Source organism: Isoptericola hypogeus (assembly GCF_039531145.1).
Classification (GTDB): domain Bacteria; phylum Actinomycetota; class Actinomycetes; order Actinomycetales; family Cellulomonadaceae; genus Isoptericola; species Isoptericola hypogeus.
In genome coordinates, this window is the sequence record NZ_BAAAPM010000009.1 from 450,134 (window position 1) to 464,338 (window position 14,205).

The window sequence follows — 14,205 nt, forward strand, 5'->3', positions numbered from 1 at the left end:
GTCACTCCCGGTGTGCGCGCCCCTCGTCGCCGGAGGGGGAGTCCACCGGCTGGTGCGGCCGGCGGAGCAGCACCCACTCGTCGTCGCCGACCTCCACGACCAGCTTCTCGAGCTGCTCGGGGCTGAGCGTGACCGTGGCCGGCGCCTGCGCCGGGGGTGCCGTCGGCGCCCGCATCTGCGGCGCGGCCAGGAGGACGGCGAGGGCGGCCACGGCGCCGAGCAGCGTCGCGCCGAGACCGACCACCGCCAGGAGCGCCGCGGAGGGGCGAGCCGGCCGGGACGGGACCACGACCGGCACGCCGGGGCCCGGTCCGGCTCCCGGGCCGTCCTCGTTCCCGGACCAGACGTCGAAGGTCACGGACGTCGAAGGGGTCATGGTTCCTCCGGTGCACTGTCGCTCGGGGCGTGTACCCAGAGAGGGAGACGCCGGCGGCGGGTTCGTGACGCCGCCGGCCCGGTGCGATGGCGAGCCCCGAGGAGTCCGGAGCGAGTCGTCGCCGATCCGGTGGTCGCCCGTCACGTGATGGTCGGACGCCGTTCACCCGGGTCTGGTTCGAATCGCCCATGACGAGTCCCCGGTACGTACGGACGGTCGCCGCGGTCGCCCTCGGCGTCGCGGTTGGCGCGGTCGCGGCCGTGGCGCTGCTCCGTCGTCAGGCGGCCGTCGCGCGCGGCCGGATCGGCAAGGGCCTCGGGGAGGTCGCGCTCGACGCCGACAAGGTGTGGAAGCCGGGCCTGCCGGGCGAACCGCTCGACCTGCTCGTCCTCGGCGACTCGATCGCGGCCGGTCTGGGCGCGGAGCGCCGGAAGGACACGATGGGTGCGCGCGTGGCCCGCGGGCTCGCGGTCCGGCTGCAGCGGCCGGTGCGGCTGCGCTGCGCGGCGGTGGTGGGCTCGGAGTCGTCGGCTCTCGTCGACCAGCTCGCCGTGCTGCCGGCCGACTATCGCCCCGACGCCGCGGTGATCGTGGTGGGGGGCAACGACGTCACGCACCGGGTGCCGGTCGGCACGGCGGCGCTGCACCTGGAGGACGCCGTCGTGCGGCTGCGGGACCGCGGGGCGGCGGTGGTCGTCGGGACCTGCCCCGACCTGGGTGCGCTGCGACCCGTGCCGCAGCCGCTGCGGGCCGTCGGGTCGCGGATGTCCCGGCAGCTCGCCGCCGCGCAGGCGGTGGCCGCGGTCCGCCGCGGCGCCCACGCCGTGTCGCTGGCCCGCGCGGTCGGGCCGTTCTTCGTCATCAACCCGGACGAGATGTTCTCCCTCGACCGGTTCCACCCCAGCGCCCTGGGCTACAAGCGCACGGCGAAGGCGCTCGTGCCGTCGCTCCTCACGGCGCTCGCGGCGCGGGACGACGGGCCGTGCGGGGACCTCGCGCCCGTCTAGCGGTGGGTCGCGGCCACGGCCCGCTCGACGACGCGACGCAGGTCGCCGCCGGCCTCGGCGTGCCAGGCGCGCTGACGTGCCGCGCCGCCCCCGGTGGACCACAGGGCACCGAGCAGGTCGGTGACGGCGTCGAGGTCTCCGGCGTCGCGCAGGGCCTCGCGCACGTGGGCCACGAGCTGACCGACGACGTCGTGCGCGGGGGCGGGGCGCCACGTGAGCGGCGAGAGCAGGTCGTCGGCGAGCCCGGAGCGGCCGGCCCGCCACGACGCCGTGCGCAGGAGCTCGGTGCGCAGGTCGGGCGCCTCGCGCCCGTCGGCGGCCTCCCGGGCCGCGGTCTCCACGAGGCCCCGGGCGAGCGCCCCGAGCAGGGTCGCCGTGTCCGCCTCGAGGCAGACGTCGGCGATGCGGACCTCGACGGTGGGGTACTTCGACGACAGGCGGGCGTCGAAGTAGACCATGTTCCGGTCGAGGATCGTCCCGGTCGCCACGAGGCCGTCGACCGCCTCCTGGTAGGCCGCCGGCGTGCCGAAGGCGCGCGCGGGACCGGACGTGGGCCAGCGGGCCCACACCTGGGAGCGATAGCTCGCGAAGCCGGAGTCCTCGCCCTGCCAGAACGGGGAGTTGACGCTGAGGGCGAGCAGCACGGACAGCCACGGGCCGATGCGGTCGAGCACCGCCACGCCCTCGGTGTCGTCGGTGACCGCGACGTGCACGTGGCAGCCGCTGGTGAGCTGCTCCCGGGCCGTGAGGCCGAACTTGGCCCGCGCCTCGAGGTAGCGCAGCCGCGCCACCGTGGTGCCCTCGAACGGCAGCGGTGAGGTCGCGAGGGCCGCCACCTGCGCCCCGACCCGGTCGGCCGCAGCCTGTGCGCGGGCCCGCCCGGCGCGGATCTCCGCCGCGAGGTCGTCGAGCTCGCGCCGCGGGTGCGTCGCCGTCTCGATCTGCTCCTCCATGAACTCCTGCTCGAGCGCGCCGGTGCCGGCACCGTGCGCCCGGCTCGGGCCGGCGGCCGGCTCCGACGACTCGAGCGCCTCCGACGCCTTCGCGACCGGGTGGCCGTCCGCACCCACCAGGAGGAACTCCTCCTCCACACCCATGGTCCGATTCATGCCGGAAGTCTCACACGGGTGGGCCGGTGCGGCCTGCAGCCGGCCCCCGCGAGGCGTCCGCACCCCTGGGGACGCCGACGGCCGGCCCCGACGAGGGACCGGCCGTCGGCGCGGGCGGGCTCTCGGCCCGGTCCCGCACCCCGAGAGAGGAGGGTGTCAGGTGATGTCGGCCGGTGTCAGGCGACGCTCTCGGGGACGTTCGCGACGCCGTCGGGCAGGATCCGGCGGCCCAGGACCGTCGGGGCGTAGCCCGCGCGGTCCAGGTAGGGCGTGATGCCGCCCGTGTGGAAGCCCCAGCCGGCGCCGAGGATCATGCACAGGTCGATCTGCTGCGGGCCGGCGGCGACGCCCTCGTCGAGCATGTGGCCGACCTCGACCGTCAGGGCGGTCAGCACGGAGTCCAGGACGCCGGCGGCGTCGAGCACCGGGGTGCCCAGCCGGCCGGAGGTGCCGACGGGCAGCGCCTCGCCGAACACACCCTGGATCGACGGGTCGACCGGCTTGGGCAGGCCGGCCGCCGGCCGGTCCAGCACCACGCGCGTCCCGTCGGCCACCAGCTTCTCGAGACCGGGGGAGCGGGGGAACCGGTCGCCCAGGTCCGCGCGCAGCGACGTGAGGACGTGCAGCCCGACCGCCGGGCCGACGAGGTCGAAGAGCTCGAACGTCGGCATCGGGAAGCCGAGCGGCGCGAGCGCCGTGTCCGCGACCTCGACGGAGGTGCCGTTCTCGATCGCCTCCACGACCTTGCCCATGACCAGCACGAGCAGCCGGTTGACGACGAAGCCCGGCCGGTCGGCGACGAGCACGGCCGTCTTGCGCAGCTTCTTCGTCACGGCGAACGCCGTGGCCAGCGCCTCGTCGGACGTCTCGGCGGCCCGCACGACCTCGACCAGCGGCATCTGGGCCACCGGGTTGAAGAAGTGGATGCCCACGACGCGCTCGGGGTGGCGCAGGTCGGCGGCCATCTCGGTGACGGACAGGGCGGACGTGTTGGTGGCGAGGATCGTCTCGTCGGAGACGATCCCCTCGAGCTCGGCGAAGACCCGCTTCTTGAGGTCCATGACCTCGGTGACGGCCTCGACGACGACGTCGCAGGACGCGAGGTCGCTGATCTCGGTGGTGCCCGACACGCTCGCGACGATGCGTGCCGCGGCCTCCGGCGTCATGCGGCCCCGGCCCACGAGCTTCTCGACGGTGGAGCGCACGAAGCCCAGCCCCTTGTCGACCCGCTCGGTGTCGAGGTCGCGCATCACGACGGGCACGCCGAGTCGCTGCGAGACCAGCAGCGCGATCTGCGCGGCCATGAGGCCGGCGCCCACGATGCCGACGCGGGTCACCGGCCGGGCGAGCTTGGGGTCGGGCGCGCCGGCCGGCTTCTTCCCGCCGGAGACGAGCTGGAACGCATAGACGCTCGCCCGCATCTCGTCGCTCATGATGAGGTCGGCCAGCGCCCGGTCCTCGGCCGCGAACGCCTCGGAGCGGGTCGCCGTGCGGGCGGCGGCCATGAGGTCCAGCGCCCGGTACGGGGCGGGGCGGGAGCCTGCCACGACGGCGTCCAGCCGCTGCCGGGTGGCCGCGACGACGGCGTCCCACACGGGCTGCGGGTCGAGCTCGCGGCGGGTCACCGTGACGTCGCCGCGCAGCACCCGCGCGGCCCACGCGATGGACTGCTCGAGGAAGTCGGCGGCCTCGAAGAGCTCGTCGACCAGGCCGATCTTCACCGCCTCGGCGGGGCGGAAGGGCTTCTGGGTCGCCGGGCGGGTGAGGATCACGTCCACGGCCTTCTCGATCCCGACCAGGCGCGGCACGAGGTAGGCGCCGCCCCAGCCGGGCACGAGGCCCAGCCCGGTCTCGGGCAGGCCGAGGGCAGGGGCGTCGGAGGCGACGGTGCGGTAGTCGCAGTTCAGCGCGACCTCGAGGCCGCCGCCGAGCGCCAGCCCGTTGACGAACGCGAACGTGGGCACGCCCATCGTGTGCAGCAGCTCGTACGCGGCGTGGCCCGAGCGGCCGAGCTCGAGCGCCTGCTCGTGGGAGGTCACGGTCGAGACCTGCAGCAGGTCCGCGCCCGCCGCGAGGAAGTAGGGCTTGCCGGTCACGGCGACGGCGGCGAGCTCGCCGCGGCCGGCGCGCTCCCGGAGGGCCGTCAGGGCGGCCGTGAGCTCGGCCATGCCCTCGGGGCCGAGCGTGCTCGGCTTGGTGTGGTCCAGCCCGTTGTCGAGCGTGACCAGGGCGAGCGTGCCCGCGCCGCCCGGGAGCTCGACGTCGCGGACGAGGGAGTGGGTGACGCGCTCGGCGCGGACGGCGGTGTCGTTCGTGGTCATCGGGGTCAGTTCTCCTCGCTGGTCGCGGAGCTGGACGCGGAGCCGCTCGTGTGGCCCGAGTAGTCGGCGTGGTGCGGGTTCTCCCAGATCACCGTGCCGCCCTGGCCGAGTCCGACGCACATGGTCGTGATGCCGTAGCGGACCTCGGGCCGGGCCGCGAACTGGTGCGCGAGCTGCATCATGAGGCGCACGCCCGACGACGCCAGGGGGTGGCCCATCGCGATCGCGCCGCCGTAGGGGTTGACGCGCTCGTCGTCGTCGGCGATGCCGTAGTGGTCGAGGAAGCTCAGCACCTGCACGGCGAAGGCCTCGTTGATCTCGAAGAGGCCGATGTCGTCGATGCTCAGGCCCGCCTGGGCGAGCGCCCTGTCGGTGGCCGGCACCGGGCCGTAACCCATGATCGACGGGTCGACGCCGGCGAAGGCGGAGGCGACCAGCCGCATCCCGACGGGCAGGCCGAGCTCGGCGGCGACGTCGCCGGCGGCGAGGAGGCACGCCGTCGCGCCGTCGGTCAGCGGGGAGGCGTTGCCCGCGGTGACGCGCCCGCCGGGGCGGAACGGCGTCTTGAGGTGCGCGATGCCCTCGACGGTGGTGCCGGGGCGGGGCAGCTCGTCGGCGGTGGCCAGTCCCCAGCCGTGCTCGGTCGACCGCACGGCGACGGGGACGAGCTCCGGCCCGACGTCGCCGCCCGCCACGGCCTTGGCGTACTTGACCTGGGAGCTCACCGCGTACGCGTCCGCGCGCTCCTTGGTGAGGTGCGGGAACTTGTCGTGCAGGTTCTCCGCCGTGATCCCCATGTTGAGGGCCTCGGGGTCGACGAGCTTCTCGGACAGGAAGCGCGGGTTGGGGTCCGCGTCGAAGCCCATCGGGTGGCGGCCCATGTGCTCCACGCCGCCCGCGACCACGACGTCGGCGGTGCCGGTCGCGATGCCGGCCGCGGTGGTCGTGACGGCGGTCATGGCGCCGGCGCACATGCGGTCGATGGCGAAGCCGGGGACCGTGCGGGGCAGGCCGGCCAGCATGCCGACCGTGCGGCCGAGGGTGAGGCCCTGGTCGCCCTGCTGGGTGGTGGCGGCGATCGCGACCTCGTCCACGCGCTCGCCCGGCAGCTCGGGGTGGCGGCGCAGCAGCTCGCGCACCGCCTTGACGACGAGGTCGTCGGCGCGGGTCTCGGCGAACAGGCCGTCGGGGCGGGCCTTGCCGAACGGCGTGCGCACGCCCTCGACGAAGACGACGTCGCGCAGCGCGCGACGAGCCGGGTTCCGGGTGGTCATGGCAGCTCCATCCACTGACGATGGTCGGGACTTCGGCGTCCGACGAGCGACGCCGCTCTGCGGTGCGCCGTGGGTCACGGGGCCGCACCGCGGTACACGCTACCGCGAGTACCGGGAAAAGAGTAGATCATGGTGAGACCCGGTATCACCCGGGTCAGGAGGCGTTCGCGAAGGTCTCCGCGAGGCGGCCGGCGAGCAGCTCGATCTGCCAGGGACGGGCGCCGCGCTCGCGCAGGAAGCGCGCGATCTCCTCGGCGTCCGGGGACTCGGGAGGCGTCCAGCAGAGCCGGCGGAGCGCATCCGGCTGCAGCAGGTTCTCCACCGGCACGGCGAGCTCCTCGGAGACGTCGGCGACGAGCTCGCGCGCCGCGGCGAGCCGACGCGCTGCGACCGGGTCTCGGTCGGCCCAGGTGCGGGGCTGGGGCGGCCCGTCGGTGCGCGGCCCGCGCAGGCTGGGCAGCCGCTCGGCGGGCAGCGCCAGCGCCTCGTCCACGGCGCGCTGCCACACGGCGGCGCGACGGCGGGTGGCCTTGCCGGCGAACTCGGGCAGCGCGACCAGCTGCCCGGCGGTGCGGGGGAGGGCACGCGCCGCGGCCATGATGGCGCGGTCCGGCAGCACCCGCCCGGGGGAGACGTCCCGCGCCCGGGCGCTCGTGTCCCGGGCCTGCCAGAGGCTGCGCACCACGGCGAGCTGGCGGCGGTCGCGCAGGGTGTGGGTTCCCGAGGTGCGCCGCCACGGCTCCGGGCGCGGCGCCGGCGGCGCGGCCGTGCGGACGGCCTCGAACTCCTGGGCGGCCCACTCGGTCTTGCCGGCCGCCTCGAGCCGCTCGGCCAGCCGGTCGCGCAGCTCGACGAGCACCTCGACGTCGAGCGCCGCGTACCGCAGCCAGTCGGTGGGCAGGGGCCGCGTCGACCAGTCGACGGCCGAGTGCTCCTTGGCGAGCCCGAGGCCCAGGAGCTCCGCCACGACGGCGGCCAGCCCGACCCGCTCCATGCCCAGCAGCCGCGCGGCGAGCTCGGTGTCGAAGACGCGAGCCGGTCGCAGCCCGTGCTCGCCGAGCCCCGGCAGGTCCTGTGACGCGGCGTGCAGCACCCACTCGACGTCGCCCACCGCCTCGCCCAGCGGCGAGAGGTCGGGCAGGGCCACCGGGTCCAGCAGCGCGGTGCCGGCGCCGGCCCTGCGCACCTGCACGAGGTACGTCGCCTGGCCGTACCGGTAGCCCGACGCGCGCTCCGCGTCCGCGGCGACCGGCCCGCTCCCGGCGCCGAAGCGTTCCACGACCCGCGCGAACGCCGCGGGATCCTCGACCACGCTGCCGACGCCGTCCGAGGGTTCGGTGAGGGGGACGACGTCGGGGGCGGTCGGCGGGAGGGCGGAGCTCATGGGGGTCAGGGTACGAGGTCGGAAGCGAGGTCCGGCCCGTGCGGGGCGTCGGTCGCGTGGTCGGTCATGTCGTCGGTCATGGGGCAGGGCGGGGCCGCGAGGACAGGGCGGTGACGCCCTCGGGCAGGGGCGGCAGGCCCCCGGCGGTGGCCATGAGGTCCGCCCAGACGGCCAGGTGCGCGCCGAGGTCCGTGTCGTCCGGCGTCCAGGACGCGCGGATCTCCAGGTCGACGGCGTCGGGCGTGGACCCGAGCGCGCCGAAGCTCTGCGACACCACGCGGGTCACCGTGCCGCCCACGGCGTGCGACCCGGCCTCCGCGTCGCCCAGCGCGTCGGTGACCCACGACCAGGCGACCTCCGCCAGCAGCGGGTCGGCGGCGAGCTCGGGCTCGAGCGTCGCGCGCACGAGCGTCACGACGCGGAACGTGCCGTGCCAGGTCTCCTGCCCGTCGGGGTCGTGCAGGACGACGAAACGCCCCGTCGCGACCTCGCCGACCTCGCCGGTCCCGCTCCCGGGGGCGGTGTCCGGGCCGGTGACCTCGCCCTCGAGGGCGACTGAGAACGGGGCGATGCGGCTGGGCCCGGGGATCTCGGCGAGGTGCACGTCGGCGCGCAGGCGGCGCTCGCGGAGGGACGCGAGGGCGGCCACGAACGGTGCGGGGACCTCCCGCTGCTGGCCGGTCACGGCTGTCACGTTACGTGGGCGGGGGCAGCCGCGGGGCCAGGACGTGCCGGAAGTCGCCGCCGTGTCCGGATCGTGATGCGGCGCGTCACCCCCGGCGCTCGGCCGGCGCCGGCAGGCTCCCGTCGCCGGCCGCCGCCAGGATGGCCGCGACGGTGCGGTCGACGTCGGCGTCGGTGGTCGACCCGCCGGACACCGAGATCCGCATGGCCGCCCTGCCACGCCAGGTTGTCCCGCCGAGCCAGCACGTGCCCTCGGCCTGGACCGCGGCGACGACGGCGCGCGTAAGGGCGTCCGCATCGTCGTCGTCGTCGCCGTCCGGGCGGTGGAACCGCACCAGCACCTGGTTCAGCACGACGTCGCCCAGGATCTCCACGCCCGGCGCGGCGCCGAGCGCCTGCGCGAACCGGGCGGCGTGCCGGCAGCACCTGTCGACCAGGTCGGCGACGCCCGACCGGCCGAGCTCGCGGATCGCCGCCCAGACGGTGAAGCCCCGGGCGCGACGCGACATCTCGGGCACCCAGTCGGCGTTGTCGCGGCGGATCGAGTCGTGGGGTTCCAGGTAGCCCGCGGAGGGCAGGCCCGTCGCCCGGAGGTGCGCGCGGGGGTCCGCGACGATCGCGAACCCGGAGTCGTACGGCACGTTGAGCCACTTGTGAGCGTCGACGGCCCAGGAGTCGGCCGCCTCGACGCCCCTCACCAGGTGGCGGTGCCGCGGGGAGGCGGCCGCCCAGATGCCGAACGCGCCGTCGACGTGCACCCAGGCGTCGTGGGCGCGGGAGAGACGGCAGACCTCGTCGACCGGGTCGAAGGACCCCGAGTTCACGTTCCCGGCCTGCGCGGCGACGACGGTCGGCCCGGAGCAGCCGTCCAGCACGGCGGCCAGGTCGTCGGCGCGCATCCTTCCCTGGTCGTCGGCGGCGACGCGGTGCACGCGGTCGCTGCCCAGGCCCAGGTAGCGCAGCGCGAGCTCGATGCTGATGTGGCGGTCCTCCCCGACCACCACGTGGATCGGCGGGGCGCCGAACAGGCCGTCCCGCTCGACGTCCCAGCCCGCGCGCGCCAGCACCGACGACCGCGCGGCCGCGAGGCAGGTCGCGTTCGCCATCGTCGCTCCGGTGGTGAAGCCGACGCTCGCGCCGGCCGGGAGGCCGAGCAGCTCGAGGAGCCACGTGCCGGCGACGTCCTCGGCGACGGCGGACGCCGGCGACAGGGCGAAGGCGCCGGCATTCTGGTCCCACCCGGACGTCAGCCAGTCGGCCGCCAACGACGCGGGCGACGACCCGCCGACGACGAACCCGAAGTAGCGCGGACCCGCCGACGCGACCAGCCCGTCCTCGGCGGCCGCGACGAGGGCGTCCACCACGGCCTCCGGCGAGCTCGGCTCCTGGGGCAGAGGGCCGCCCAGCCGGGCCCGCAGCTCCGCGTCGTCGGCCCGGGCCCCGACCGGGCGCGCGGCGAGGCCGGCCCGGTAGTCGGCGGTGTACCGCGCGACCTTGCCGAGCAGCCTCGCCTGCTGGTCGTCGTGCACCGCCGGCCCGTCGTCCCGCCCGTGGTCCGGCCCGTCGTCCGGCATGACCGTTCCTCCGCCCGGCGCCGTCGCAGGGCGCCCGCTCCATCGTGTGCGCCCCCGACACCGGTCGCCACCCCCGCCGGCAGACCTCACCCGTTCCCGACCCGAGGTCGTGTCCGGATCGTGATGATCCGTCCGCCCGGCTGCGCCGCGCCGACTACGCTGGTCGAGGCTCCCGGGCCCGCGGACCGACGTGTCGACCGGAACCGAGCGTGGACGAGCGTGCACCCGAGCGTGGCTCGGGCACGGATCGAGCGCGTACCCGGTCGGTCCCGCGTCGCGTCCGCGCGCCCCCGACGAACTCCGAGGGAAGCAGGAAACGATGACAGCTCGTGCCCAGATCGGCGTCACCGGCCTGGCGGTGATGGGTCGCAACCTCGCGCGCAACTTCGCGCGCCACGGCTACACCGTCGCGGTGCACAACCGCAGCTTCGCCAAGACGCAGTCGCTGATGGACTCCGCAGGGCACGAGGGCGACTTCGTGCCGTCCGAGTCGATGGCGGACTTCGTGGCGTCGCTGGAGCGGCCGCGCAAGGTCGTGATCATGGTCAAGGCGGGCGCCGCCACCGACGCGGTCATCGACGAGCTGCTGCCGCTGCTGGAGGAGGGCGACATCGTCGTCGACGCCGGCAACGCGCACTTCCCGGACACCATCCGCCGCGAGGAGGCGCTCGCCGCCCGCGGGCTGCACTTCGTCGGCACCGGGGTGTCGGGCGGCGAGGAGGGCGCGCTCAACGGGCCGTCGATCATGCCGGGCGGCACCCGCGAGTCGTACGAGTCCCTCGGCCCGATCCTCGAGGCGATCTCCGCCAAGGTCGACGGCACCCCGTGCTGCACCTACGTCGGGCCGAACGGCGCCGGGCACTTCGTCAAGATGGTGCACAACGGCATTGAGTACGCCGACATGCAGCTCATCGCCGAGGCCTACGACCTGCTCAAGCAGGGCCTCGGCGCGTCGGCCGCCGAGATCGGGGAGATCTTCTCCGAGTGGAACACCGGCGACCTGGAGTCCTTCCTCATCGAGATCACGGCCGACGTGCTGCAGCACGTCGACGCCGCGACGGGGAGCGCGTTCGTGGACGTCGTCCTCGACCAGGCCGAGCAGAAGGGCACCGGCCGCTGGACGGTGCAGAACGGGCTCGACCTGGGCGTGCCCATCACCGGGATCGCGGAGGCGACGTTCGCCCGCGCCCTGTCGGGCTCCGTGCCCCAGCGCGAGGCCGGGCGGGCCGTGCTGCCGGCCGACGCCGGGACGTGGGAGATCGACGACCGCGACGCCTTCGTCGAGGACGTCCGGCTCGCGCTGTACGCGTCGAAGGTGGTCGCGTATTCGCAGGGCTTCGACCAGATCGCGGCCGCGTCGGCCGAGTACGGCTGGGACATCGACCGTGGCGCCATGGCCCGCATCTGGCGCGGCGGCTGCATCATCCGCGCGCGCTTCCTCAACCGGATCACCGAGGCGTACGAGCGCGACGCCTCCCTGCCGCTGCTCCTGGCGGACGAGTACTTCACCGGCGCCGTCGCGAACGGCCTCGCCGCCTGGCGGCGCGTGGTCGCCCGTGCCGCGCTCAACGGCGTGCCGACGCCGGCGTTCTCGTCGTCGCTCGCCTACTACGACGGCGTGCGCGCCGAGCGCCTGCCCGCCGCGCTGATCCAGGCGCAGCGCGACTTCTTCGGCGCCCACACCTACCGCCGCACCGACCGCGACGGCATCTTCCACACCGAGTGGTCGGACGACCGCACCGAGCAGGAGGCGTGAACCCACCCGTGAGCACTGGGACCACCCCGAACACTCCGGGGGCCGAGGCCGGCACGCAGGACGCCTCGGGCCCCGGCTTCCACCCCGTCATCGTCGGCTCGGACATCGGCGTGTACGCGCTGGCGCGCTCGTTCCACGAGCGCTACGGCGTGCGGACCACCGTCGTCGCGTTCGCCGAGCCCGGCCCCATCGCGCACTCGCAGATCATCGACACGGTGATCTCCGGCAGCGACACCGAGGCGATCGTCGCGACCCTCGAGCTGTTCGCGACGCAGCGCGCGGCGGCGAGGCCGGCCGAGCGGCTCGTCCTGCTCACCAACATGGACTGGGTCGTGCGCGACCTCGTGGAGCACCGCCGGCGGCTCGAGCAGCACTACGTGCTGCCGTTCGCCGACGCCGCGCTCATCGACCGCATCTCCGACAAGGCGGAGTTCGCCGCCGTCTGCGCCGAGCTCGGCATCCCCACGCCGGGGACCGTGATCCAGGACTTCTCCGCCGCGGACGCGCCGGGGTGGGAGCCCGTGCCGGTCGGCTTCGACTTCCCGGTGATCGCCAAGCCGGCCAGCAGCGCCGACTACCACGGCGTGACGTTCCCCGGGAAGAAGAAGATTTTCGAGATCGCGACCCCGGGCGAGCTGGACCGCCTGATGATCTCCCTGCGCGACGCAGGGTTCCGGGGCCGGTTCCTCGTCCAGGAGATGATCCCGGGCGACGACACGCAGATGCGGTCGGTCACGGCCTACGCCGACTCCCACGGTCGCGTGACGCTGCGCTGCTCGGCCCGCGTGCTGCTCGAGGAGCGCACCCCCGCGACGAGGGGCAACCCGTCCGCGATGATCGTCGAGCGGATCGACCCCATCCTCGAGGCCGCGCAGCGGATCCTCGAGCACACCGGCTGGCGCGGCTTCGCGAACTTCGACGTCAAGCTCGACCCGCGCGACGGCGTGTACAAGTTCTTCGAGCAGAACCCGCGCATCGGCCGCAACAACTACTACCTGACCGCGGGCGGCCAGAACCCCACCGAGGTGCTGGTGGACGACGTCGTGCACGGCGTGCGCCGCGCGCCCGTCACCGCGGTCGCGGAGGTCCTGTACTCCGTCGTGCCGCGCTGGCTGCTGCGTCGGTACGTGCTCGACCCGGAGCTGAAGGCCCGCGTGGTGCGGCTGCAGCGCTCGGGCCGCACCGTGCACCCGCTGCGCTACCGGGCGGACTCCTCGCCCCGCCGCCGCCTGTACGTGCTCACCGCGCTGGTCAACCACGTGCGCAAGTACCGTCAGTTCTACCCGCTGGACGAGCTGCGCCGGGTGCACGCGGCGAACTCGCCCGCCCCCGCGGCGGGCGAGGTGCGGGCATGAGCCGCCCCGCCTCCCCGCGGCCCGAGCTGTTCCCCGTGATCCTCGGCGGGGACATCGGGGTGTACGCGCTCGCGCGTGCCTTCCACGAGGAGTACGGCGTGGCCTCGACCGTGATCTCGGGGCTCGTGCCGGGGCCGATCGCGGACTCGCGCATCCTGCGCAACGTGACCGTCGACGACAGCCACGACGAGCGTCAGCTCGTCGACGCCGCGGTGCGGGTGGCCGCCGAGGCACTCGCCGCCGACCCCGGGCGCCGGCTGGTGCTCCTGGCGAACTCCGACTGGCTCGTGCGCACCGTCGTGCGGAGCCGCGCGGAGCTCGAGGCCGCCGGCTACGTCGTGCCGTTCCTCGACGAGGAGCTGCTCGACCAGGTGTCCGACAAGGCGACGTTCGCCGAGGTCGCCGAGAAGGTCGGCATCGCCGTGCCGCGCACCGTGGTGCAGGACTTCGCGGGCGCCGACGACCCTGCCTGGCGGCCCGCGACCGTCGACGTCGGGTGGCCGCTGATCGCCAAGGCGGCCAGCAGCGCGGACTACCAGGACGTGGAGTTCCCGGGCAAGCGCAAGGTCTTCGAGATCGCCGACCAGGCCGAGCTCGACGACCTGTGGTCACGCCTGCGCGCCGCGGGGTTCCGCGGCCGGTTCGTCGCCCAGGAGCTCGTCCCGGGCGACGACACCCAGATGCGGTCGATCACGGCCTACGTGGACCGTCGCGGCGTCGTGACCCTCATGGCCGGCGCGCACGTGCTGCTCGAGGAGCACACCCCGAACGGCCTCGGCAACCCGGCGGCGATGATCACCGGCGACCTGGGGGAGATGTTCGCCCAGGCGCGCTCGTTCCTCGAGGCCACCGGCTACCGCGGCTTCGCCAACTTCGACGTGAAGGTCGACCCGCGCGACGGGCGGTTCGCGTTCTTCGAGGTCAACCCGCGCATCGGTCGCAACAACTTCTACGTCACCGCCGCCGGGGCGAACGTCGCCCGGTTCGTCGTCGCCGACCACGTGGACGACGTCCCGCTCGAGCCCGTCGTCGTCGGGCGCGAGGTGCTGTACTCGGTCGTCCCCACGCGGCTGCTGCTGCACTACGTGCGCGAGGCGCGGCTCGCGGCCTCGGTCAAGCGCCTCGCGCCCGACGGCGTGCACCCGCTGGCCTACTGGGCCGGGGACGGCGGCGCCAAGCGGCGTGCGTACGTCGCCGCGGCGAAGCTCAACCAGGTGCGCAAGTTCCGCCGCTGGTACCCGGAGCCCACCGGCACCGGCTTCTGACGGCGCACGACAGGGCCCCCGTGACGACACGCGGCCGGTTCTAGCGATCCTCGCAACACCCTGGATTCAGGGGGTTGCGGGGATCGTGCTTTCACTAGAG

11 protein-coding genes are annotated in these 14,205 nt (G+C 74.8%); 4 read left to right on the plus strand and 7 right to left on the minus strand.

Going from position 1 to position 14,205, the window contains the following annotated elements:
- Nucleotide 1: 1 nt before the first annotated feature.
- Nucleotides 2–376, minus strand: a complete 375-nt coding sequence (locus ABD254_RS20070) for a hypothetical protein (RefSeq protein ID WP_344250592.1) — start codon at nt 374–376, stop codon at nt 2–4.
- A gap of 188 nt (nt 377–564) precedes the next feature.
- Here ABD254_RS20070 and ABD254_RS20075 point away from each other — a divergent pair, with 188 nt between their 5' ends.
- Entirely contained in the window at nt 565–1,383 is an 819-nt protein-coding gene (locus tag ABD254_RS20075; protein ID WP_344250594.1) for an SGNH/GDSL hydrolase family protein, read from the plus strand.
- Here the strand turns inward: ABD254_RS20075 and ABD254_RS20080 are convergent.
- From ABD254_RS20080 to ABD254_RS20105, 6 genes are all read right to left on the minus strand, one after another.
- On the minus strand, nt 1,380–2,492 hold the full coding sequence (locus ABD254_RS20080) for a carboxylate-amine ligase (RefSeq protein WP_344250596.1): 1,113 nt from the start codon (nt 2,490–2,492) through the stop codon (nt 1,380–1,382). The genes ABD254_RS20075 and ABD254_RS20080 overlap by 4 nt on opposite strands.
- A gap of 176 nt (nt 2,493–2,668) precedes the next feature.
- The gene (locus ABD254_RS20085) at nt 2,669–4,813 is read right to left on the minus strand and encodes a 3-hydroxyacyl-CoA dehydrogenase NAD-binding domain-containing protein (protein WP_344250597.1); all 2,145 of its coding nucleotides are present in this window, start codon (nt 4,811–4,813) and stop codon (nt 2,669–2,671) included.
- Nucleotides 4,814–4,818: 5 nt separating this feature from the next.
- Nucleotides 4,819–6,087 carry a thiolase family protein gene (locus tag ABD254_RS20090; protein ID WP_344250598.1) on the minus strand — a complete coding sequence of 423 codons (1,269 nt, stop codon included), beginning with the start codon at nt 6,085–6,087 and terminating at the stop codon, nt 4,819–4,821.
- 154 nt (nt 6,088–6,241) lie between these two features.
- Nucleotides 6,242–7,471 (minus strand): HRDC domain-containing protein, encoded by a 1,230-nt coding sequence (locus ABD254_RS20095; protein ID WP_344250599.1) that lies wholly within the window; start codon nt 7,469–7,471, stop codon nt 6,242–6,244.
- Nucleotides 7,472–7,547: 76 nt separating this feature from the next.
- Complete coding sequence (locus ABD254_RS20100; RefSeq protein WP_344250601.1) at nt 7,548–8,156, minus strand: DUF3000 domain-containing protein; 609 nt, start codon at nt 8,154–8,156, stop codon at nt 7,548–7,550.
- 85 nt (nt 8,157–8,241) lie between these two features.
- Nucleotides 8,242–9,729, minus strand: a complete 1,488-nt coding sequence (locus ABD254_RS20105; protein WP_344250602.1) for a pyridoxal phosphate-dependent decarboxylase family protein — start codon at nt 9,727–9,729, stop codon at nt 8,242–8,244.
- Nucleotides 9,730–10,048: 319 nt separating this feature from the next.
- Between ABD254_RS20105 and gndA the strand changes: the two genes are divergently transcribed.
- The 3 genes from gndA to ABD254_RS20120 are packed head-to-tail and all read left to right on the plus strand — an operon-like array spanning nt 10,049 to nt 14,105.
- Nucleotides 10,049–11,485 (plus strand): NADP-dependent phosphogluconate dehydrogenase, encoded by a 1,437-nt coding sequence (gene gndA / locus ABD254_RS20110; protein ID WP_344250604.1) that lies wholly within the window; start codon nt 10,049–10,051, stop codon nt 11,483–11,485.
- 8 nt (nt 11,486–11,493) lie between these two features.
- Entirely contained in the window at nt 11,494–12,840 is a 1,347-nt protein-coding gene (locus ABD254_RS20115) for a carboxylate--amine ligase (protein WP_344250606.1), read from the plus strand.
- The gene (locus ABD254_RS20120) at nt 12,837–14,105 is read left to right on the plus strand and encodes a carboxylate--amine ligase (protein ID WP_344250608.1); all 1,269 of its coding nucleotides are present in this window, start codon (nt 12,837–12,839) and stop codon (nt 14,103–14,105) included. Before ABD254_RS20115 ends, ABD254_RS20120 begins: the two co-directional genes overlap by 4 nt.
- Nucleotides 14,106–14,205: the final 100 nt, after the last annotated feature.

Coding starts and splice junctions, on each gene's coding strand:
- ABD254_RS20070 (WP_344250592.1), bottom strand. CDS start 376: ATGACCCCTTCGACGTCCGTGACCTTCGACGTCTGGTCCGGGAACGAG.
- ABD254_RS20075 (WP_344250594.1), top strand. CDS start 565: ATGACGAGTCCCCGGTACGTACGGACGGTCGCCGCGGTCGCCCTCGGC.
- ABD254_RS20080 (WP_344250596.1), bottom strand. CDS start 2,492: ATGAATCGGACCATGGGTGTGGAGGAGGAGTTCCTCCTGGTGGGTGCG.
- ABD254_RS20085 (WP_344250597.1), bottom strand. CDS start 4,813: ATGACCACGAACGACACCGCCGTCCGCGCCGAGCGCGTCACCCACTCC.
- ABD254_RS20090 (WP_344250598.1), bottom strand. CDS start 6,087: ATGACCACCCGGAACCCGGCTCGTCGCGCGCTGCGCGACGTCGTCTTC.
- ABD254_RS20095 (WP_344250599.1), bottom strand. CDS start 7,471: ATGAGCTCCGCCCTCCCGCCGACCGCCCCCGACGTCGTCCCCCTCACC.
- ABD254_RS20105 (WP_344250602.1), bottom strand. CDS start 9,729: ATGCCGGACGACGGGCCGGACCACGGGCGGGACGACGGGCCGGCGGTG.
- gndA (WP_344250604.1), top strand. CDS start 10,049: ATGACAGCTCGTGCCCAGATCGGCGTCACCGGCCTGGCGGTGATGGGT.
- ABD254_RS20120 (WP_344250608.1), top strand. CDS start 12,837: ATGAGCCGCCCCGCCTCCCCGCGGCCCGAGCTGTTCCCCGTGATCCTC.